Annotated in this window: 22 protein-coding genes; 10 read left to right on the top strand and 12 right to left on the bottom strand. The window is 72.6% G+C overall.

The features are described from left to right. Positions 1 to 27: 27 nt before the first annotated feature. From lpdA to ACIGXM_RS17610, 4 genes are all read right to left on the bottom strand, one after another. Positions 28 to 1,416, bottom strand: a complete 1,389-nt coding sequence (lpdA, locus tag ACIGXM_RS17625) for a dihydrolipoyl dehydrogenase (protein WP_396561750.1) — start codon at positions 1,414 to 1,416, stop codon at positions 28 to 30. Between the two features lie 406 nt (positions 1,417 to 1,822). Continuing rightward, complete coding sequence (locus tag ACIGXM_RS17620) at positions 1,823 to 3,316, bottom strand: leucyl aminopeptidase (RefSeq protein ID WP_396561748.1); 1,494 nt, start codon at positions 3,314 to 3,316, stop codon at positions 1,823 to 1,825. Positions 3,317 to 3,478: 162 nt separating this feature from the next. Next, a complete protein-coding gene (locus ACIGXM_RS17615; RefSeq protein WP_396561746.1) occupies positions 3,479 to 4,225 on the bottom strand; it encodes an adenosylcobinamide-GDP ribazoletransferase in 747 nt (248 codons plus the stop codon). 5 nt (positions 4,226 to 4,230) lie between these two features. Then, positions 4,231 to 5,346 (bottom strand): nicotinate-nucleotide--dimethylbenzimidazole phosphoribosyltransferase, encoded by a 1,116-nt coding sequence (locus ACIGXM_RS17610; protein ID WP_396561744.1) that lies wholly within the window; start codon positions 5,344 to 5,346, stop codon positions 4,231 to 4,233. A 119-nt stretch (positions 5,347 to 5,465) separates the two neighbouring features. On the opposite strand from ACIGXM_RS17610, the gene ACIGXM_RS17605 reads away from it, so the two are divergent. Then, positions 5,466 to 5,936 carry a hypothetical protein gene (locus tag ACIGXM_RS17605; protein ID WP_396561742.1) on the top strand — a complete coding sequence of 157 codons (471 nt, stop codon included), beginning with the start codon at positions 5,466 to 5,468 and terminating at the stop codon, positions 5,934 to 5,936. Between the two features lie 33 nt (positions 5,937 to 5,969). Here ACIGXM_RS17605 and cobU read toward each other — a convergent pair whose 3' ends face one another. Next, entirely contained in the window at positions 5,970 to 6,530 is a 561-nt protein-coding gene (gene cobU, locus ACIGXM_RS17600; protein ID WP_396561740.1) for a bifunctional adenosylcobinamide kinase/adenosylcobinamide-phosphate guanylyltransferase, read from the bottom strand. Between the two features lie 125 nt (positions 6,531 to 6,655). Here cobU and ACIGXM_RS17595 point away from each other — a divergent pair, with 125 nt between their 5' ends. Beyond that, positions 6,656 to 6,856 (top strand): hypothetical protein, encoded by a 201-nt coding sequence (locus tag ACIGXM_RS17595; protein ID WP_396561739.1) that lies wholly within the window; start codon positions 6,656 to 6,658, stop codon positions 6,854 to 6,856. Positions 6,857 to 6,893: 37 nt separating this feature from the next. Here the strand turns inward: ACIGXM_RS17595 and ACIGXM_RS17590 are convergent, their stop codons facing one another. Both ACIGXM_RS17590 and ACIGXM_RS17585 read right to left on the bottom strand, forming a co-directional pair. Beyond that, complete coding sequence (locus tag ACIGXM_RS17590) at positions 6,894 to 7,691, bottom strand: class I SAM-dependent methyltransferase (protein ID WP_396561738.1); 798 nt, start codon at positions 7,689 to 7,691, stop codon at positions 6,894 to 6,896. 155 nt (positions 7,692 to 7,846) lie between these two features. After that, positions 7,847 to 8,446, bottom strand: a complete 600-nt coding sequence (locus tag ACIGXM_RS17585) for a DUF3043 domain-containing protein (protein WP_396561736.1) — start codon at positions 8,444 to 8,446, stop codon at positions 7,847 to 7,849. A gap of 266 nt (positions 8,447 to 8,712) precedes the next feature. Here ACIGXM_RS17585 and ACIGXM_RS17580 point away from each other — a divergent pair, with 266 nt between their 5' ends. Then, the gene (locus ACIGXM_RS17580) at positions 8,713 to 9,513 is read left to right on the top strand and encodes a PspA/IM30 family protein (protein WP_396561734.1); all 801 of its coding nucleotides are present in this window, start codon (positions 8,713 to 8,715) and stop codon (positions 9,511 to 9,513) included. A 39-nt stretch (positions 9,514 to 9,552) separates the two neighbouring features. Beyond that, positions 9,553 to 9,846, top strand: coding sequence for a hypothetical protein (locus tag ACIGXM_RS17575; protein WP_396561732.1), 294 nt, complete (start codon positions 9,553 to 9,555; stop codon positions 9,844 to 9,846). Between the two features lie 74 nt (positions 9,847 to 9,920). Here the strand turns inward: ACIGXM_RS17575 and nadA are convergent, their stop codons facing one another. Further along, a complete protein-coding gene (nadA, locus tag ACIGXM_RS17570; protein WP_396561730.1) occupies positions 9,921 to 11,105 on the bottom strand; it encodes a quinolinate synthase NadA in 1,185 nt (394 codons plus the stop codon). A 193-nt stretch (positions 11,106 to 11,298) separates the two neighbouring features. Between nadA and ACIGXM_RS17565 the strand changes: the two genes are divergently transcribed. From ACIGXM_RS17565 to ACIGXM_RS17555, 3 genes are all read left to right on the top strand, one after another. Further along, positions 11,299 to 12,225 (top strand): NADP-dependent oxidoreductase, encoded by a 927-nt coding sequence (locus ACIGXM_RS17565; protein ID WP_396561728.1) that lies wholly within the window; start codon positions 11,299 to 11,301, stop codon positions 12,223 to 12,225. A 77-nt stretch (positions 12,226 to 12,302) separates the two neighbouring features. Further along, positions 12,303 to 12,767: an Lrp/AsnC family transcriptional regulator gene (locus ACIGXM_RS17560; RefSeq protein WP_396561726.1), complete on the top strand. Its 465-nt coding sequence runs from the start codon at positions 12,303 to 12,305 to the stop codon at positions 12,765 to 12,767. Between the two features lie 131 nt (positions 12,768 to 12,898). Next, positions 12,899 to 14,266: a pyridoxal phosphate-dependent decarboxylase family protein gene (locus tag ACIGXM_RS17555; protein WP_396561724.1), complete on the top strand. Its 1,368-nt coding sequence runs from the start codon at positions 12,899 to 12,901 to the stop codon at positions 14,264 to 14,266. A 6-nt stretch (positions 14,267 to 14,272) separates the two neighbouring features. Here ACIGXM_RS17555 and ACIGXM_RS17550 read toward each other — a convergent pair whose 3' ends face one another. Then, a complete protein-coding gene (locus ACIGXM_RS17550) occupies positions 14,273 to 15,139 on the bottom strand; it encodes a GNAT family N-acetyltransferase (protein ID WP_396561722.1) in 867 nt (288 codons plus the stop codon). Between the two features lie 238 nt (positions 15,140 to 15,377). Here ACIGXM_RS17550 and erpA point away from each other — a divergent pair, with 238 nt between their 5' ends. After that, positions 15,378 to 15,731 carry an iron-sulfur cluster insertion protein ErpA gene (erpA, locus tag ACIGXM_RS17545; protein WP_396561720.1) on the top strand — a complete coding sequence of 118 codons (354 nt, stop codon included), beginning with the start codon at positions 15,378 to 15,380 and terminating at the stop codon, positions 15,729 to 15,731. 64 nt (positions 15,732 to 15,795) lie between these two features. Here erpA and ACIGXM_RS17540 read toward each other — a convergent pair whose 3' ends face one another. Next, the gene (locus ACIGXM_RS17540) at positions 15,796 to 16,494 is read right to left on the bottom strand and encodes a hypothetical protein (protein ID WP_396561718.1); all 699 of its coding nucleotides are present in this window, start codon (positions 16,492 to 16,494) and stop codon (positions 15,796 to 15,798) included. 111 nt (positions 16,495 to 16,605) lie between these two features. Further along, positions 16,606 to 16,824, bottom strand: coding sequence for a hypothetical protein (locus ACIGXM_RS17535; protein ID WP_396561716.1), 219 nt, complete (start codon positions 16,822 to 16,824; stop codon positions 16,606 to 16,608). A gap of 206 nt (positions 16,825 to 17,030) precedes the next feature. Between ACIGXM_RS17535 and ACIGXM_RS17530 the strand changes: the two genes are divergently transcribed. Then, complete coding sequence (locus ACIGXM_RS17530) at positions 17,031 to 18,005, top strand: carbohydrate kinase family protein (protein ID WP_396561714.1); 975 nt, start codon at positions 17,031 to 17,033, stop codon at positions 18,003 to 18,005. Here ACIGXM_RS17530 and ACIGXM_RS17525 read toward each other — a convergent pair. Further along, a complete protein-coding gene (locus ACIGXM_RS17525; RefSeq protein ID WP_396561712.1) occupies positions 18,002 to 19,396 on the bottom strand; it encodes a cysteine desulfurase/sulfurtransferase TusA family protein in 1,395 nt (464 codons plus the stop codon). The two genes, ACIGXM_RS17530 and ACIGXM_RS17525, sit on opposite strands and share 4 nt — an antisense overlap. Positions 19,397 to 19,733: 337 nt before the next feature. Between ACIGXM_RS17525 and ACIGXM_RS17520 the strand changes: the two genes are divergently transcribed. Continuing rightward, a complete protein-coding gene (locus ACIGXM_RS17520) occupies positions 19,734 to 20,582 on the top strand; it encodes a cytochrome c oxidase subunit II (RefSeq protein WP_396561710.1) in 849 nt (282 codons plus the stop codon). The last annotated feature ends 2 nt before the right edge of the window (positions 20,583 to 20,584 follow it).

The raw sequence follows: 20,584 nt of genomic DNA, 5'->3' as shown, positions 1-20,584 counted from the left end.
TTCAGGAAGGGGGAAGGTCGGGCGCGCTCAGTCGTGCGCGTGCAGCGGCTTGCCGGCCAGCGCCAGGTGCGCCTCGCCGAGCGCCTCGGACTGGGTCGGGTGCGCGTGGATGAGCTGCGCGACCTCGGCGGGCAGCGCCTCCCAGTTGTAGATCAGCTGCGCCTCGCCGACCTGCTCGCCCATCCGGGCGCCGACCATGTGGACACCCACGACGGCGCCGTCCTTGACCTGGACGAGCTTGATCTCGCCGGAGGTCTTGAGGATCTTGCTCTTGCCGTTGCCGGCGAGGTTGTACTTGAGGGTGACGACCTTGTCCTTGCCGTACACCTCGATGGCCTTGGCCTCGCTGATGCCGACCGAGGCGACCTCGGGGTTGGAGTAGGTCACCCGCGGCACGCCGTCGTAGTCGATCGGCACGGCCTTGAGGCCGGCCAGCCGCTCGGCCACCAGGATGCCCTCGGCGAAGCCGACGTGCGCCAGCTGCAGGGTCGGGACGAGGTCACCGACGGCCGAGATGGTGGGCACGTTGGTGCGCATGTACTCGTCGACCAGGACGTAGCCGCGGTCCATCGCGACGCCGGCCTCCTCGTAGCCCAGCCCCTGCGAGACCGGGCCGCGGCCGATGGCGACCAGCAGCAGGTCGGCGTCGATCTGCTTGCCGTTCTCGGTGGAGACCCGGACGCCGTTCTCGGTGTACTCGACGCCGGAGAAGCGGGCCTTGAGCTCGAACTTGATGCCACGCTTGCGGAAGGCGCGCTCCAGCAGCTTGGAGGAGTTCTCGTCCTCCAGCGGGACCAGGTGCGGCAGGGCCTCGACGATGGTGACGTCGACGCCGAAGGACTTCCAGACCGAGGCGAACTCGACGCCGATCACGCCGCCGCCGAGGATGACGGCGGACTGCGGGACGCGGTCGAGCTTGAGGGCGTGGTCGGAGGAGATGATCCGGTCGCCGTCGATGGTCAGGCCGGGCAGCGACTTCGGCACCGAGCCGGTGGCGAGGACGATGTGGCGGCCCTCGACGCGCTGGCCGTTGACGTCCACCGAGGTCTGCGAGGAGAGTCGGCCCTCGCCCTGGATGTAGTGGACCTTGCGGGAGGCGACCAGGCCCTGCAGGCCCTTGTACAGGCCCGAGACCACGTCGTCCTTGTACTTGTGGACGCCCTTGATGTCGATGCCCTGGAAGGTGGCGAGCACGCCGAACTCGGCGGCCTCGCGGGTCTCGTCGGCGACCTCGGCGGCGTGCAGCAGCGCCTTGGTGGGGATGCAACCCCGGTGCAGGCAGGTGCCGCCCAGCTCGCCCTTCTCGATCAGGGCCACGCTCAGACCCAGCTGAGCGGCGCGGAGCGCCGCGGCGTAACCGCCGCTTCCGCCTCCGAGAATGACTACGTCGAAAACGGTGCTGGCGTCGTTCGCCACGTCACGTCCTCCATGCCATGGGGTGTGGATCGTCCGGGCCGGTGCTGGTCCGGTGTTCGGGAAGCCCTTGTGGGGTGCCCAGTCGTACCGGAAATACATCTTCGCACTTGTTCGCGGCGACTGATGTCCGGGTCCACCCTGCGGGGGGTCCGGGACGGCCCCGGGTGACCCGGTGCCGGCCCTCCGGCGGCCGGTCTGCGCAGGTCAGGGCCGGTCATTCCGGGCCTGCGGGGTGTGCTGGACGGAACAGGAGCGGAGCGGATTCCACCCTGTGGAACAAAGTTTCGCCCGAGGCGAACAGGATTCCCGGGCCCGGTTGACCACTACCAGCTGGTAACCGGGAAGGCCGGGCGAAACGCGGGTAGGGCCCCGCGCCGGAGCGCGGGGCCCTACCGGGGAGCGGGACTCAGTCCTGCGCGGTCTCCTCCGCCAGCTGCACCAGGGTGCGCACCGCGCTGCCCGTGCCGCCCTTGGGGGTGTAGCCGTACGGGGCGCTCTCGTGGAAGGCCGGGCCGGCGATGTCCAGGTGCGCCCAGTCGATGCCGTCCGCCACGAACTCCTTCAGGAACAGGCCGGCCACCAGACCGCCGCCCATCCGCTCGCCCATGTTGGCCAGGTCGGCCACCGGCGAGTCCATGCCCTTGCGCAGCTCGGCGGGGAGCGGCATCGGCCAGGACTGCTCGCCGGCACGCTGCGCGGTCGCGTGCAACTTCTCGCGGTAGGCGTCGGTGCCGGCCATCACACCGAAGGTGCGGGTGCCCAGCGCCAGCACCATCGCGCCGGTCAGGGTGGCCACGTCGACGATCGCGTCCGGCTTCTCCTCACCGGCCCGGACGATCGCGTCGGCCAGCACCAGGCGGCCCTCGGCGTCCGTGTTGAGCACCTCGACGGTCTTGCCGCCGTACATCCGCAGCACGTCGCCCGGGCGGGTGGCGCTGCCGGACGGCATGTTCTCGGCCAGCGCCAGCCAGCCGGTGACGTTGACGGCCAGGCCCAGCCGCTTGGCGGCGACCACGGCGGCGAAGACCGCGGCGGCACCGGACATGTCGCACTTCATGGTCTCGTTGTGGCCGGCCGGCTTGAGCGAGATGCCGCCCGAGTCGTAGGTGATGCCCTTGCCGATGAAGGCCAGGGTGGCCTTGGCCTTCGGGTGGGTGTAGGCGATCTTCACCAGCCGGGGCGGGTTGTCCGAGCCGTTGCCGACGCCCAGGATGCCGCCGAAGCCGCCCTTGGCCAGCGCCTTCTCGTCCAGCACCTCGACCTTGAGGCCGTGCTCCTTGCCGACGCTCTGCGCGATGGTGGCGAAGGCCTTCGGGTGCAGGTCGTTCGGCGGGGTGTTGATCAGGTCGCGGGCGCGGTTCATCTCCTCGGCGAGGACGACCGCGCGCTCGGCGGCGGCCTTGGCGTCCTTGCTGCCCTTGCGCGGGGCCAGCACGGTGAGCTCGCCGACCGCGCCCTTGCCGTTCTCGGCGGTGCGGTACGCCGTGAACTCGTACGCGCCGAGCAGGCCGCCCAGCGCGACCGCCTCGACCTCGGCGGGCGACTCGGCCGGCAGCGCCAGACCGGCCTTCTTGGCGCCGGCCAGGGTGCGCGCGGCGACACCGGCCGCCCGGCGCAGCGCCTCCAGCGGGTAGCCGTCCTCGGCGGCCTCGCCGAGGCCCACGGCCAGCACGAAGCCGGCCTTCAGCCCGGCCGGGGCCGGCAGCTTGACGGCCTCTCCCTCGCCGCCGGTCGCGCCCAGCGTGCTGAGGACGTCCGCCAGCTTGCCCTCGAACGCCTCGGCCACGGCCTCGGCGCCGGAGGTCACCACCAGGCCCTTGGGCCCCTTCGCCACGCCGATGACGAGCGCGTCCGCGCGCAGCGCGGCGGCGGAGGAGGTGCTCACAGACAGTGCAGTCACGTAATTGCGTCCTGTTCTTTCGCGTTCTTTCGCGGTCCACAGCCGGGAATGCGGCATGGCTACAGCCCAAGCATGCTCCGCCGAAAGGCGCAGGGCTACGGTGCTCCCCGCATGGTAGTCCGCATGGTGGGATCCCGCGTCCCCCGGTCCTCCCACCGGATTTCAGGGCCCCACGGCAAGGCAGAACAGGCAGGCGGTCGCCGCGGTCTCCGCCATCGCGCCCAACACGTCTCCGGTGACTCCGCCGAACCGGCGGACACAACGGCGCAACAGCAGCCCGGCGGTCAGCTGGCCGACCGTCAGGGCCAGCGCGTAGCGCGGGTGGTGGCCGAGCACGGCGAGGGCGAGCGCGGCGAGCGCGGTGCCGGCGAGCGCGCCGGCGGGGGGGACCGTCCCGGCCACCATGGCGCCCAGGCCACCCGGCCGGGCGGCTGGCACCGAGCGCAGGCAACCCCAGCCGAGCGCGCACCGCCCGGCCACCGCCGCGGTCAGCACCGCGAGCGCGCCGCGCGCCGCCGAATGGCCGAACTGCTGGGCCAGGCAGGCGATCTGAGCGGCCAGCAGGAGCACCAGGGTGAGCACCCCGAACGGCCCGATGTCCGACTGCTTCATGATCCGCAGCGCGTCCTCGGCCGGCTTGCCGCTGCCCAGCCCGTCGGCCACGTCGGCCAGGCCGTCCAGGTGCAGTCCACGGGTGAGGCCGGCCAGCGCGGCGAGCGCGGTGACGGCCCCGAGCAGCGGCCCGCCGCGCCAGGCGGCCAGCGCGCCCAGGCCGGCCGCCAGGGCGCCCAGCACCAGCCCGACCAGTGGCGCGAGCAGCATCGCCCGGCCGGCCGAGGTGCGGTCCCAGCGCTCGACCCGGACCCGCAGGACGGACAGCGTGCCGAAGGCGAACCGCAGGCCGTGCACCCGGCTCAGGCCCCGCCGAGCAGTTCCAGCGCGGTGGGCAGCCGCGGCGGCTCCTTGGGCGCGGTCGGCCGGGCGGGGGTGAACGGGTCCACGGCCAGCGCGTCCGAGGCCGCCTGCAACAGCGGCAGTGCCAGCAGCGCGCCGATGCCCTCGCCGGTGGTGATCTTCTCCTCGTGCAGCGGGGTGAGGGTCAGCCGGTCGTACGCCTTGGTCAGTGCCGGCTCCCCGGTCGGTGCCGCGGCCCGCCACCACTCCGGCGCCCGGAACGAGATCCGCTGCGCCACCAGCGCGCAGGCGGCCGCGACGACGCCGTCCAGCACGACCGGCAGCTTGCGCACCGCGGCCTGCAACAGGAAGCCGGTGATCGCCGCGAACTGCGCGCCACCGGTGGTCGCCAGCAGCGCCAGCTGGTCGCCGAGCACCGGCCGGGCCCGCCGCAGCGCGTCCCGGATCGCCGCGCACTTGACCATCCAGACCTGGTCGTCGATCCCCGAGCCGCGCCCGCAGACCGCCGCCGCGTCCGTCCCGCACAGCGCGCCGACCAGCACCGCGGCCACCGCGGTCGAGCCGACCCCGAGGTCGCCCAGCAGCACCAGGTCGGTGCCCAGGTCGGCCTCGTCGTCGGCGATCGCCATCCCGGTCGCGAAGGCGGCGGTGGCCTCGGCCAGGCTGACCGCCTCCTCGACGTCGATCCGCCCGGAGCCGCGTCGGATCCGGTGCTGGACGACCTCGGCGGGGAACTGCTCCGGGTCCGCGTCGACCGCCACGTCGACCACCCGCAGCTCGGCGCCGAACCGCCGGGCCAGCTTGGCGACCGGTGCGCTGCCGTTCAGCACGGCGTGCACCCGGCGGGCGGTGCCGCCCTGCGCGGGCAGCCGGGAGACGCCCAGCGAGGCCACGCCGTGGTCACCCGCGAACAGCACCACCTTGGGTGAACTCAGCGCGCGCAGCGGCGACCGGCCCTGAACGGCCGCCAGCCAGCTGCCATACTCCTCCAACCGCCCGAACCCGCCACGCGGTTGGTCCAGTTCGAGCCAGCGCTCCGAAGCCGCGCGGCGGGCGTCGTCGTCGGGGCGCTCCACGAGCGAGGCGAACGTGTCGAGATCCACGGTGGTGTCCATCGCTCGGAAGGTTACCAATCCGGCTCGCCCTGAGCGGGGCCGGTGCGGGAGACTTCTCCGCTGTGACCTTTCCTCCGCCGCCGTCCGGCGCACCCGGCCAGCCTCCGTTCCCGCCGTCCATGCCGCCCGAGGGGGCCGGCGCCCCGGTCTACGGATATCCGCAGTCGACCCCGCCGTACGGTCAGTCGGCCGCGACCCCGCCGCCCGGTTACGGCTTTCCGGCCGCCCCGGCGGCGCCGGTCGCCGGGCAGCAGCTGGTGACCTTCGGGGACATCGCGGTGACCACCACCGGGATCGTCACCCCGGCGGGCACCTTCCCCTTGCAGGGCGCGGTCTGGACGGTCACCGACCTCTCCCGCACCGAGGAGCGGATCGCACCGGCCGGCATCGTGCTGGCCATCGTCTTCTTCCTGTTCTGCCTGATCGGCCTGCTCTTCCTGCTGATGAAGGAGCGTCGCACGGTCGGCCACCTGCAGATCACGGTCAGCAGCGGGGGGCGGTTCCACTCCACCTCGATCCCGGTGAGCTCGCCCGAGCAGGTCGCGGATCTGATGAACCGGGTCAACTACGCCCGCAGCGTCTCCGTCTGACGCTTCGACGTCTGACGCTTCGACGACGGGTCGTCAGTCCGGCCGGCCGGTGTCCCGGATCGCCAGCACCTGGCCGGCCACCACCAGCAGCACCCGCTCCGACTCGTCGGCGAGCGCCATGTTGAGCCGGCCCAGCGCGTCCCGGAACCGCCGACCGGCCGCGGTGGCGGGCACCACGCCCATCCCCACCTCGTTGCTGACCGCGATCACCCGGCGCCCGGTCAGCCGCCAGGCCTCGGCCAGCTCCGCGCAGTGCCGGGCCACCTCGGCCTCGGCGCCGGTCGCCCAGGCGGCGTCGTCCCAGGCGTCGGCCCGGTCCATCACGGCGGTCAGCCAGAGCGCCAGGCAGTCGACCAGCACCGGCGCCGGGTCGTCCCGGTCGGCCAGTACCGCCACCAGGTCGCAGGTCTCCGCGGTGCGCCAGCCGGCCGGACGGCGCTCGCGGTGCAGCGCGACCCGCTGCGCCCACTCCGCGTCGTCCGGGCGGCTGCCGCTGGTGGCGACGTAGAGGACGTCGGCGTGGTCGAGCAGCAACTGCTCGGCCCGGGTCGACTTGCCGGACCGTGCGCCACCGAGGATCAGGGTGCGTGCCATGCGCACATCCTGCCGGACGGGGTTGACCGCCCCCGCGGTGGGCAGCCTGACCCCTGCGCGCCGCGCGATAGCCTGCGCGGACGGGCGTCGAGAGGGCGCGAGCGAACCGCAGGGAGGAGCCGGGCATGGTGTGGACGTGGCGGTACGAGGCGGCGGACGGAACGGTCATCACCCCGGCCGCGGGCACCGAGGAGTTCGCCGGTCAGAGCGACGCGGAGTCCTGGATCGGCGAGTCCTGGAAGCAGCTGCTGGCCGACGGGGTCGAGCGGGTCACCCTGCTCGAGGACGAGCAGAAGATCTACACGATGAGCCTGAGCGAGAGCTGAGGCGGCGGACCCGATCCGCCGCACCTGGTGGGCCCCGCTACTTGGCGCCCACCAGGTGCAGCAGCCCGGCGACCCGCCGGTACGGGTCCTCGCGGCCGGCCCGTTCCTCGGCGTCCAGCAGCTGGGCGAGCTGGCGGCCGTCCACCGGCAGTGGGGCGTGGTCGGCGGCGGCGTCGGTGAAGACCCGCACGCCGTACCAGTTCCGCAGCGGGACGGCGACCTCGGTGAGCGTGGTGGCCAGGTCGGCCAGCCGGTCGGCGCGCGCGGTCAGGCCGAGCCGGTCGGCGTAGTGGTCGGTGTCGAAGGCCTGCAGCGCCGCCCGCCAGTCACCGGTCAGACCGGCCCGCATGGCCAGCGCGTCCCGGTTGCGGGCGACCAGCGAGAGCAGCCCGCCGGAGGCCACCATCCGGGCCAGCGAGGCGATCAGCGGATCCGGGTCGGGCAGGTACATCAGCACGCCGTGGCAGAGCACCAGGTCGAAGCTGCCGGGCCGGAACCAGCGGCCGCACTGGTGCCCGTCGCCGCTCAGTAGCCGGACCCGCTCCCGCACCTCGGGCGGCTCGGCGGCCAGCGCGGCCTGTGCCGCGCCCAGCGTGACCGGGTCGGCGTCGAGCCCGGTGACCAGGTGGCCGGCCCGGGCCAGCCGCAGCGCCTGGACGGCCTGGCCGCAGCCGACGTCCAGCACCCGCAGCGCGCCGGCGCCCTGGAAGTGCGCGGCGAGCTCTTCGGCCAGCTGCCGGCCCACCAGCTCCTGCCGGACCACGTTGCGCAGCCCGTGCTGCCGGTCCAGCCAGGCCCCGGCGCCGCCGGCGAACGATCCGCCGCGGGCCGGCACCCGCTCGTGGCCGACCCGCTCGTACGGCGACAGCTCGTACGGCGAACGGTCGTGGTCACCGTCCGACTGTCCGGGCAGCGCGTACAGCCCGGACCCCTGGACGGCGCCGACCCCCTGGACGGTGGGCGACCAGTCGTACGGCAGCGGCTCGGCGGTCAGGGGCGCTCGCCCCGCTTCACCTGCGGCTTGGGCAGCCGCAGCCGGCGCATCTGGAGGATCCGCATCAGGCCGTAGCTCAGCACGCCACGGGTGTTCTCGTTCGGGAAACGGGTGACCAGCTGCTTGCGCAGGCCGAGGCCGAGGCGCAGGAAGTCGAGCACCACCATGACCAGGAAGACCAGGAAGAGCAGCGTGGAGAGCAGCTGCAGCGCCGGCACCCGGAGCACGCTGAGCACCAGGATCACCACGGCGAACGGCAGGAAGAACTCGGCCAGCGACCAGCGGGAGTCCACGTAGTCGCGGGCGAAGCGCCGCACCGGGCCCTTGTCGCGCGGGGGCAGGGCCCGCTCGTCACCGTTGAGCAGCGCCACCCGCTGTTTCTCGCGCTCGGACCGCAGCCGCTCGCGGGACTGCTTGGCGGCCTCCTTGCGGTCCTTCGGCACGGTCACCCGGGTCCGCCGGTGGGCCTCGGCCTCGCTGCGCTTCGGCGTGGGACGGCCCTTCTTCGCCTGCGGGTCGCGGGTCGAGGGCGTTTCATCCTGCTCGGCCAGGGCGGCGGCGGAGGAGGGAGCATCATCTGAACGGCGTCGGAACACAGGACAAGCCTACGTGCTGGGAGGGGCGTCCCCGGAGGCCCGCAGGACGCAAACCCGTATCGATCTAGGGGTCGCACCCCGACCGGGTTCCACCTGCGGAATCCACCCCTGGGAGGAGGCCGGCGGCGGCAAGCCGTAGCAGGCTTGTTGCCACCAGGTGTACTGCGGTGATTGCCTCGCTGCACTTACACTCGCACTAGATTTGGTACGAGATAGAAACCGCAGGCCGGAGAAGGGGGCACCCGAGGCCCATGAGCGACGGAATCATGAAGCGTATGGGGCTGATCTTCCGCTCCAAGGCGAACAAGGCCTTGGACCGGGCGGAGGATCCGCGCGAGACGCTCGACTACTCGTACCAGAAGCAGCTCGAACTGCTGCAGAAGGTGCGCAGGGGCGTGGCGGACGTCGCCACCTCGCGCAAGCGCCTGGAGCTGCAGCTGACCCAGCTCCAGCAGCAGTCCGCCAAGTACGAGGACCAGGGCCGCAAGGCCCTCTCGCTCGGCCGTGAGGACCTGGCGCGCGAGGCGCTGACCCGCAAGTCGGCGATGCAGACCCAGATCAACGATCTGCAGGTGCAGTACCAGCAGTTGCAGGCCGAGGAGGAGAAGCTCACCCTCGCCTCCCAGCGGCTGCAGGCCAAGGTGGACGCGTTCCGCACCAAGAAGGAGACCATCAAGGCCACCTACACAGCCGCCCAGGCGCAGACCCGGATCGCGGAGTCCTTCTCCGGCATCTCCGAGGAGATGGGCGACGTCGGCCTGGCCATCCAGCGGGCCGAGGACAAGACCGCCCAGATGCAGGCCCGGGCCGGCGCGATCGACGAGCTGCTCGCCTCCGGCGCGCTCGACGACCCGAGCGGCATGCGCAAGGACGACATCGAGGCCGAGCTGGAGCGAGTGGCCGGCGGCAGCGACGTCGAGCTGGAACTCGCCCGGATGAAGGCCGAGCTCAGCGGTGGTTCCGCCGGCCCGGCCGCGATCGAGCAGGGCAACGGTGGTGGCGCCGCGCAGCAGGGGGGCCAGGCCCAGCAGGACACCCCGCCGCCGACCATCAACTACCACAAGTAACCAGCCCGCTTCGGATCGACAGCAGGGAGAAACGCCAGCATGATCATGCGGATCATGGGTGAGGGTCAGTTCCAGGTGGCGGACGAGCACCTGAACCGGCTGAACCAGCTCGACGACGAGCTGCTCACCGCTCTGGACGAGGGGGACGAGACGGCGTTCCGCAGCACGCTGGGCAATCTGCTCACGGCGGTCCGCGAGGTCGGTTCCCCGGTGCCGGTCGACTCCCTGGAGCCGTCCGACCTGATCCTGCCCACCGAGGACGCCACCATCGACGAGGTCCGCGCGCTGCTGCGGGCCGAGGGTGACGGGCTGATCCCCGGTATTCCCGAGTAACACGGGCTCCGGCCGGACGTACGAAGGGGCGGCACCTCCCGAACGGGAGATGCCGCCCCTTCGTCATGCCCCGGTTACGGCAGCGCCAGCATCCGGTCCAGCGCGGCCTTGGCGTACTTCTCGGTCTCCGGGTCGACCGTGATCACGTTCGGCACCCGGCCGTCCACCAGCGACTCCAGCGCCCAGACCAGGTGCGGCAGGTCGATCCGGTTCATCGTCGAGCAGAAGCAGACCGACCGGTCCAGGAAGACGATCTCCTTGTCCGGGTGCGCCTTGGCCAGCCGGCGGACCAGGTTGAGCTCGGTGCCGATGGCCCACTTGGAGCCGGGCTCGGCGGCGTCCAGCGCCTTGATGATGAACTCGGTCGAGCCGACCATGTCGGCGGCCGTGACCACCTCGTGCTTGCACTCGGGGTGCACCAGCACGGTGACGCCCGGGATCCGCTCGCGGACCTCGTTGACCGAGTCCAGCGAGAACCGGCCGTGCACCGAGCAGTGCCCGCGCCAGAGGATCATCTTGGCGTTCCGCAGCTGCTCGGCGGTCAGCCCGCCGTTCGGCTTGTGCGGGTTGTAGAGGACGCAGTCGTCCAGCGAGAAGCCCATCTCGCGCACCGCGGTGTTGCGGCCCAGGTGCTGGTCGGGCAGGAAGAGCACCTTCTGGCCCTGCTCGAAGGCCCACTCCAGGGCGCGCTTGGCGTTGGAGGAGGTGCAGATGGTGCCGCCGTGCTTGCCGGTGAAGGCCTTGATGTCGGCGGAGGAGTTCATGTACGAGACCGGCACGGTCACGTCGGCGACGCCGGCCTCGGTCAGCACGTCCCAGCACTCGGCGACCTGCTCGGCGGTGGCCATGTCGGCCATCGAGCAGCCGGCCGCGAGGTCGGGCAGCACGACCTGCTGGGCGTCGGTGGTCAGGATGTCCGCCGACTCGGCCATGAAGTGCACGCCGCAGAAGACGATGTACTCGGCCTCCGGTCGGGCCGCCGCGTCCCGGGCGAGCTTGAACGAGTCGCCGGTGACGTCGGCGAACTCGATGACCTCGTCGCGCTGGTAGTGGTGGCCGAGGATGAAGACCCGGTCACCGAGGGCGGCCTTGGCGGCGCGGGCGCGCTCGACCAGGTCCGGGTCGGAGGCGGGCGGCAGGTCGCCGGGGCACTCGACGCCGCGCTCGCTGTTCGGGTCGGCCTGCCGGCCGAGGAGCAGCAGTGCCAGCGGGGTCTGGCTCGGCTCGGTGAACTGCTGGGGGTCAACGGTGGTGGTCACGGGCGGGTGCCCTCCTGCTGCGGCCGGAGAGTCCCAGCCTTCTCGTCTATCTGACGCTATCTATCATAACGCGTTCGCGTCACCCTGACGATGGCCATCGCGTCGATGTGACGCGATCCGCTGGACTCCGTGGAGCGCGCGGTCGGCGCCGCGCGACCGCGCGGATCGGCCGCCGGTCGGCGAGGCTGGTGCCATGAAGGCGATCGCGATCAGGCGGTACGGCGGCCCCGAGGTCGTCGAGTGCATGGAGCTGCCCGACCCCAAGGTCGGCCCCGACTCGGTGCTGGTGCGGGTCCGGGCGGCGGGGGTCAACCCGGTCGACTGGAAGATCCGGGAGGGCTGGCTGGACGGCGTGCTGGACGTCCACTTCCCCCTGGTCATGGGGTGGGACGTGGCCGGGGTGGTGGAGCGGGTCGGTCCGGCCGTCACCGAGTTCCGCCCGGGCGACGCGGTGCTCGGCTACGTCCGCAAGGACGCGGTCCAGCACGGCACCTACGCCGAGCTGGTCTCCTGCCCGGTCCGCACGCTGGCCCACAAGCCCGCCGGGCTCGGCTGGGCACAGGCCGGCGGCCTGCCGCTGGCCGGCCTGACCGCCTACCAGGGCGTGGTCAAGGCGCTCCGGGTGCAGGCCGGCGAGACCGTGCTGGTGCACGCGGCGGCCGGCGGGGTCGGCAGCCTGGCGGTCCAGCTCGCGCTGGGCCTGGGCGCCCGGGTGATCGGCACGGCCGGCCCGCACAACCACGAGTACCTGCGCGAGCTGGGCGCCGAGCCGGTGCTCTACGGCCAGGGCCTGGCCGAGCGGGTCCGCGAGCTGGCGCCGCAGGGCGTGGACGCCGCGTTCGACGCGTTCGGCGGCGGCGCGGTGGCGGTCTCGCTCGACCTGGTGGCCGACCCCGGCCGGATCGCCTCGATCGCCGACGCCTCGGTCCGCGAGGCCGGCGGGCACTACGTCTTCGTCCGCCCGGACGCCGCCGACCTCGCCGTGCTGGCCGAGCTCGTCGAGACCGGCCGGCTCGCCCTCACGGTCGCCTCGACGTTCCGACTGGAGGACGCCTGCTCGGCGCAACTGCTCAGTGCGGAGGGCCGGACCCGGGGCAAGATCGTCCTAACGGTGGACTGATCGTTCGACTTGGCGAGAATAGGGGCGGTAAACCCGAGAGACCCGAGCCCGAGTTCGATCAGTGGAGACCCGCACCGATGAGCACCAGCCGACCGCCGGAGACGGGCGGCGTCTCCCTCGACGAGACCGACCGACTGCTCCTGGCCCACCTGGGCCGTGACGGCCGGGCCTCGTACGCCGAGATCGGGCAGCTCGCCAACCTCTCCGCGACCGCCGTGCGGCGCCGGATCGACCGGCTGCGGGCCCGCGGGGTGGTGCGCGGCTTCACCGTGGTGCTCGACCCCGCCCTGCTGGGCTGGGAGACCGAGGCGTTCGTCGAGGTCTACTGCCGCGAGCGCACCCCGCCGGAGGAGATCCTGGCCACCCTGCGGCAGTTCCCCGAGGTGGTGGCCGCCTGGACGGTCACCGGCGACCCGGACGCGCTGGTCCATCTGCGTGCCGCCGACACCCGCCACCTGGAGGCGGTGATCGAGCGGATCCGCAAGGAGCCGGGCGTCCAGCGGAGCCGCAGCTCAGTGGTGCTGTCACGGCTGATCGGCTGACGCAGGAATCCTGCGTGAAGAGCATCGAACACGCTCGAAAGCTGCCTGAATAGCCGCATTCAGACGCGCGGGCGTGGGCCGCCGCTGCCTACGCTGATCAGCAGTTTTCCGCCCGATCGAGAGGCCGCACCGTGACCGCAGCAGCGCACCGCATGCACCAGCCCGACAACGAACTGGTGGACCTGGTCTTCGGCTACATGCGCGAGCGCCTGCAGTACGACCCGGTCCCGCTCGACCACCCCGGCGACGGCGAGCACCTGCGCGGCCAGCTGGCCGGCCTGCTGAACGAGCACGGCAACGCCCCGGCCGACGTGCTCAAGCTCTACGACCACGAGCTGTCCCGCGCGGTGATCTCCGCCGACAGCCCGCGCTACCTCTCGTTCATCCCGTGCGCCCCGACCAAGGCCGCGCTCCTCTTCGACATGGTGGTCTCCTGCGCCTCGCTGCAGGGCATCTCCTGGCTGGAGGCGGCCGGCGCGATCGCCGCCGAGAACCAGGTGCTGCGGCTGATAGCCGACCGGGCCGGGCTGCCCGCCACGGCCGGCGGCACCTTCGTCTCCGGCGGCTCGGCCGGCAACCTCTCCGCCCTGGTGGTGGCCCGTGACACCGCGCGCCGCAGGCTCGGGCTCGGCCCGGAGGCCCGGCTGCGGATCGCCGTCGCCGACCAGGTGCACTCCTCGGTCAAGAACACCTTCAACATCATCGGCGTGGAGGCCTTCAAGGTCCCCACCGTGGACCGCCGCTTCACCGGGCAGGCGCTGCGCGAGGCGCTGGCCGCCGACCCGCACCCGGAGACGGTGATCGCCGTCGTCGGCACCGCCGGCACCACCAACGAGGGCATCGTCGACGACCTGCAGGGCCTCTCCGAGGTCACCCGCGAGCGCGGCCTCTGGTTCCACGTGGACGGCGCGTACGGCGGCGCCGGCCTGTTCGCCCCCTCGATCCGGGCCCGCTACAACGGCATCGAGCACGCCGACTCGTTCGTCGTCGACCCGCACAAGTGGCTCTTCGCCCCCTTCGACTGCGCCGCGCTGATCTACCGCGACCCGCGGCTCGCCAAGGCCGTGCACACCCAGGACGCCTCCTACCTGGACGTGCTGCACCACGAGGGCGACGAGTGGAACCCCACCGACTACGCCTACCACCTGACCCGCCGGGCCCGCGGCCTGCCGCTCTGGTTCTCGCTGGCGGTGCACGGCACCCAGGCCTACACCGACGCCATCGAGGCCGGCCTCACGCTGGCCCGGGAGACCGCCGAACTGATCCGGGAGACCGAGCACCTGGAGCTGCTGCACGACCCGCAGCTCTCCGCGGTCTGCTTCCGCCGCACCGGCTGGACCGAGCAGCAGTACTACGACTGGTCGCACCGGCTGCTCGCGGACCAGGTCGGCTTCGTCACCCCGACCGGCTGGGACGGCGAGACGGTCGCCCGGTTCGCCTTCCTGCACCCCGGCACCACCATGGAGATGGTCCGCGAGATCCTCGCCACCATGGCCTGAGGCCCGTCAGAGGAAGCCGCCGCTCGGCAGGTAGGGGGTCGGCGGCTTCATCCCGTGCAGCGCCAGGTAGCCGTGGGTCTCCAGGGTCAGCCCGAGCTCCAGGCCGACGTCCACCGCCCACTCCTGCTCGGCGGTGGCGAACCGGACCAGCGCCTCGGTACCGGTGGGCACCCGGGCCAGCGCCTCGCGCAGCAGCCGGACCGCCAGCCGTTTGGAGGTGGCGGCGAGCAGCTTGACCTCGCCGCCCTGTCGGTAGCAGTAGCCGCTGCCGGCCAGGGTGTCGGCCACCAGCAGCTCGTCGTGGTGGGCCAGCATGAAGCGGTGGTCGGGGCCGTGCGCGGCGCCGCGCAGCCGGCGGTCCACCGAGTCGAGCAGGTGCGTGTGCCCGGCGTTGCCGGGGTGCACCGGGATGTCCCCGGCGTCCACCAGGCCGGCCCGGTCGACCAGCCCGGTCAGCCGCATGGCCGGGTGGAGCGTGAAGCCGGCCCGGCGGTAGCGCCGGGCGGCCGCCGGGTCGGGCGAGGCACAGATCATCCCGCGCAGACAGCCGTGCCCGTGCGCGGCGGCCCGCTCCAGCAGCAGCCGGCCCACCCCCTTGCCCTGGGCATCCGGCAGCACCGCGTAGAGCGAGAGCAGCCAGACGCCCTCGCGGCGCATCGACAGCGCGCAGCCGACCGCCCGGCCGTCCTCCACGGCCAGCCAGCAGCCCTCCGGATCGGTGCCCGCCAGGTGTCTGGTCCGGGCCAGATGGGTCACCACCCCGGCCGGCGGCAGCGGCTGCCGCGCCGGGCCGAGCGCGGCGAACGCGGCGTTCGCGATCTCCAGAACCGTCTCGGCGTCGGCTCGGTTGTCCCGGACCTGGCGAAGGATCATCCGACCATCCTGGCTGGTCGGCGGCCCCGCGTGGGCGGGTTTCCGGCAAGCCGCAGGTGATCCGCGGCACCGCGCCGTCCGGCGATCGGACGATGACCCGATCCCGGCGGTGTGCGAGCATGGGTGAGGTGGGGGAGCGGGCAGCAGCCCGCACCACGGATCCACTGCCCGGAATCAATCCGGGCGGCCGCTGGTTGGCACTGGCGGCAGATTGTCGTCACAGACCGGGAGTAAGCAGATGACCGTCCAGGACGAGACCACCGTCGAGAGTGGTCTGATCCTCACCGATGCCGCGGCGGCCAAGGTGAAGGGCCTGCTGGAGCAGGAAGGCCGCGACGACCTCGCGCTGCGCGTCGCCGTCCAGCCCGGTGGCTGCTCCGGCCTGCGCTACCAGCTCTTCTTCGACGAGCGCTCGCTGGACGGCGACGTCGTCAAGGACTTCGGCGGCGTCAAGGTCGTCACCGACCGGATGAGCGCCCCGTACCTGGGTGGTGCCACCGTCGACTTCGTGGACACCATCGAGAAGCAGGGCTTCACCATCGACAACCCGAACGCCACCGGCTCCTGCGCCTGCGGCGACTCGTTCAGCTAAGGCGCCCAGCGCGCGAGGGCGGCCCCGGAGTTCCGGGGCCGCCCTCGCGTGTCCTCCGGGCGGGTCAGTTGCCCGCGCTCACCGGGCCGCCGTTCGGCAGCGACTCCAGCGGCACGCTCGCCCCGCTGTCCGTGTCCACCACCATCCGGCCGTTCAACGGCTGCGCGAGGTCGGTCGCCGCCGTCTGCTTCTTCTGCAGCGCGGGGCACATCTGGCCGGCCGGCGCCTTCTGGGTGATCACGATCTGCACGCCGACCTGGCCGGGCCGGCTCTGGTCGGTCTTCAACCCGTACTTGTCGCAGATCCCGCCGAAGAAGAAGACGGTCAGCTGGTTGCCGCTGGTCAGGTAGCTGACCGGCTTCAGCATGGCCGGCGGGTTGCCCGGGGCGACCGACGGCGTGCCGGGGGTGCTCGGAGCGGGCGTCGGGCCGCCGGTCGGCGGGTTCGGCTTGGACGGCCCGCCGGGCTGCACACCGCCCGACGGCGAGCCCGACGCCCCGCCCGGCGACTGGGCGGACGCGCCCGGCGCGGGGCTGCCGCTGCCCGAAGCACTCGGCGCGGCGCTCGCGGAGGCGGCGGCGGTGGACGCGCCGGAGCCCGCGTGGTTCTGGTTCTTGTCGCAGGCGCTGACCGTGGCCGTGAGCGCCAGCAGCAGCGCGGCCGCCGCCACCACCCGCCGCCGTCGGCGCCCGCCCGGCCCGGTGACGGCGGCGCCACTCGCGGTGGGGTGGGCGAACGGCTCGGCGGTGGTCTTCTCGTCCATGGTGCGACGTCCTCCAGGTCTGCGGATCCTCACGGCAGCGGTGGCTGCGCCCATCTGACGTGACGCGCGGGGATCCGGTTCCCGGGGCCGCCCGGGTCCACCTCCAAGGTCCTAGAGGCCGAACTCGGCCATCCGGGCAACCAGGTCGCGGGTCCGGGCGGGTACCGAGATGTGCCCGGCCGGGCGGGCGACGGGCTGCGGACCGGCGGTCAGCTCCGGCCAGAACAGGCCCAGCCGACGGGAGGAGTCCACCAGCGCGTCGAGGGTGTCCGGATCGACCTCGCCCCCACGGGCGCTCGGCGGCTGGACGGGGAAGTGACTGGGCAGCATGGCATGCGCTCCGATCGCCGGCCGCGGCCTCGGTGCCGCGGGCCTGGGCTCCGCTGAGCCCCTCTCCTGGCGACCCTAGGCCGCCGTACCGGGCCGGGCCAGACCTACCCGCAGGTAGTCGTCCGCCCGGTGACCGTGTGGCCGCGGTGACGGAGGCCGGTACCGTAGGGGGGTTGTCCCGCCATCGCCTACCGAGGAGTTCCCCCGTGCGCATCGCCGTCACCGGTTCGATCGCCACTGATCACCTGATGACCTTCCCCGGCCGCTTCGCCGACCAGCTGGTCGCCGAGCAGCTGCACACGGTCTCCCTCTCGTTCCTGGTCGACACCCTGGACATCCGGCGCGGCGGGGTCGCCCCGAACATCTCCTTCGGCATGGGCGTGCTCGGCCTGCACCCGGCCATGGTGGGGGCGGCCGGCGCGGACTTCGAGGACTACCGGGCCTGGCTGGAGCGGCACAACGTGGACACCGCCTCGGTGCACATCTCCGAGACCCGGCACACCGCCCGCTTCATGTGCACCACCGACGAGGACCACAACCAGATCGCCTCCTTCTACACCGGCGCGATGGCCGAGGCCCGCTACATCGAGCTCAAGCCGGTCGCCGACCGGCTGGGCGGCCTGGACCTCGTGCTGATCGGCGCCGACGACCCGCAGGCCATGGTCCGGCACACCCAGGAGGCCCGGGCCCGCGGCTACGCCTTCGCCGCCGACCCGTCCCAGCAGCTCGCCCGGCTGGACGGCGACGCGATCAAGGAGATCGTGGACGGCGCCGCGTTCCTGTTCAGCAACGAGTACGAGGCCGCGCTGATCGAGAGCAAGACCGGCTGGGACACCGCCGAGGTGCTGGAGCGGGTCGGTGCCCGGATCACCACCCTGGGCAGCAAGGGCGTCCGGATCCAGCGCAAGGGCGAGCCCGACCTCACCGTCGGCTGCGCCCAGGAGCGCCGCAAGGCCGACCCGACCGGCGTCGGCGACGGCTTCCGCGCGGGCTTCGTGGCCGGGCTCTCCTGGGGCCTCGGCCTGGAGCGCGCCGCCCAGGTCGGCTGCATGCTGGCCACCCTGGTGATCGAGACCATCGGCACCCAGGAGTACGAGCTGCGCCCGGCGGCCTTCCTGGAGCGGCTGGCCGAGAACTACGGCGACGAGGCCGCCGCCGAGGTCCGCGCGAAGCTCGGCTAGGGACGCCGCCGCACCAGGTACGCCACGCCCCGGTCGGCGCCGTAGTCGGCGGCCGGGGCGTGCCCGGCGTACTCCTCGCCGCGCATCTCGCACCAGGCCGGGATGTCCAGCCGGGCCGCCTCGTCGTCCGAGAGCACCACGACCAGGCCGCCCGGCGGCACCTCACCGATCCGCTTGGCCAGCTCGATCACCGGCAGCGGGCAGCGCTTGCCGAGCGCGTCGATGACCAGTTCCCGCTCGGCCGGTGCGGGGGCCGGCAGGTCCAGGCCGAGCGGGGCGCGCACCTGCGCCACCAGCTCCGGCAGCACGGTCAGGAAGCGGTCGACCGCCGACTCCGGAGCGCCGTACGGCAGCGAGACCCGCACGTTGCCCTCGGTCAGTACGCCCATCGCCGCCAGCACGTGGCTCGGGGTCAGCGTGCTCGCGGTGCAGGACGAGCCGGAGGAGACCGCGAAGCCGGCCCGGTCCAGCTCGCTCAGCAGTACCTCGCCGTCCACGTAGAGGCAGGAGAAGGTGACCAGGTGCGGCAGCCGCCGGACCGGGTCGCCCACCACCTCGACCTCCGGCACCAACCGGGGCACCCGGGCCCGGATCCGCTCCACCAGCGCGTGCAGCCGGGCGTTCTCCGCCTCCGCCTCGGCCCGCACCGCGCGCAGCGAGGCGGCCGCGGCCACGATCGCCGGCACGTTGACGTACCCGGGCACCCGGCCGCCCTCCCGCTCGTCGGCCGGCAGCGCCGAGGCGAACCGGACGCCCTTGCGGACCGCGAGCACCCCGACCCCGGCCGGCCCGCCCCACTTGTGCGCGCTCGCCGTCAGCAGCGACCAGCCGGCCGGCACCGGCAGTCGGCCCACGCTCTGCGCCGCGTCCACCAGTAGCGGCACCCCGCCGCAGCGTTCGGCCACCTCGGCCACCGGCTGGACCGTCCCCACCTCGTGGTTGGCCGACTGCAGCACCGCCAGCGCGGTGTCCGGACGGGCCGTGAACGCCTCGACCCGCACCCGCCCGCCGCGGTCCACCGGCACCACGTCCACCTCGCCGCCCTCGGCCCGGTGCCGGTCGGCGGTGTGCAGCACGCAGGAGTGTTCGACCGCGGAGTGCAGCAGGTGCCGGCCGACCCGGCGCCGCCCGCGCAGCGCGCCCAGCATGCCCAACTGCACCGCCTGGGTACCACTGGTGGTGAACGCCACCTCGTCGGCCCGGGCCCCGATGGCCTCGGCCACCGTCTCGCGGGCCGCGTCCAGCAGCATCCGGGCCTGCCGGCCGGAGCGGTAGAGCCGGGCCGGGTCGGCCCAGCCCTCGTCGAGGGCGGCGGTGAGGGCCTGCCGCGCGACCGGGTGAAGGGGGGCGGTGGAGGCCACGTCGAAGTAGCCGGACAGATCGGACGCCATGCCCCCACGGTATCCGGGCTCACACCACGTCAGCCGACCACCGCAAATGTCCGCTTCGTCCGGTGCCGACGATCCGTCACCCGGTCGTCCGAGAGGGGTCCCCCGATCGGGTGCACGGGCCTCGAATGCCTACGATGACCTGGGATTCCGTACCTGCCGGGGCTGATCGGGTAGGCGGACGGCGCGTTACCGGGACCTGCTCGTCAGCTCCGCATAAGCCTGGAGTAGGGTTTGGCCCGCATAAGCATTCAAACCGTGCCCGTGGACGGGTCGCCGGGGAGCCAAGAGTACTCCTGGGGGCGACGCGATCGCGGGCGAGACTTCGGGAAGGCGCTACGTGAGTCCCAACGGCTCCGACCGCTCGCCGCGGCGCTCGATGCGGCGGAAGCTGCCTCAGGCGCTGGCACTGGGCCTCGTCATCGCGACCGCTACCGGCTGCTCGGCCAACGACCTCCCCAGGCTTGGCCTCCCCAGCCCAGTCACGACGACTGGACACCTTGTCCTTCAGATGTGGCAGGGCTCCTGGATCGCGGCGCTGGTGGTCGGCGTACTGATGTGGGGTCTGATCATCTGGAGTGTGATCTTCCACCGGCGCAGTCGCACCGGCATCGAGATCCCTCCGCAGACCCGGTACAACGTGCCCATCGAGGCGCTCTACACCGCGGTCCCCATTGTCATCGTCTCGGTCCTCTTCTACTTCGTCGCGCGTGACGAGGCTCGGCTGACCTCGGTCTCGGCCAAGCCGGACCACTACGTCAACGTGGTCGGCTTCCAGTGGAGCTGGGCGTTCAACTACGAGAACACCGAGAACCCCAACCCGAACAACCCGCTGGCCGCCTACGACGTCGGTACCCCCAAGGACATCCCGACGCTCTGGCTGCCGGTGAACGAGTCGGTCGAGTTCCGGCTCACCTCGCGGGACGTCATCCACGACTTCTGGCCCGTCAACTTCATGATGAAGATGGACGTCATCCCGGGCGTGGTGAACAAGTTCCAGGTCACGCCGACCGCCCTCGGCACGTTCGACGGCAAGTGCGCCGAACTCTGTGGTGTTGACCATGACCAGATGCTCTTCAAGGTCAAGGTCGTGACGCACGACCAGTACGTGGCCCACCTGCAGCAGCTCCGGGCCGAAGGCCAGGCTGGCGCGGTGCCCTCGGGCATCACGACCATGGGAAGTGAATAGAA

The sequence above is a fragment of the Kitasatospora sp. NPDC052896 genome (assembly GCF_044547075.1).
GTDB lineage: Bacteria > Actinomycetota > Actinomycetes > Streptomycetales > Streptomycetaceae > Kitasatospora.
This window is presented reverse-complemented; position numbering and strand designations above follow the sequence as displayed.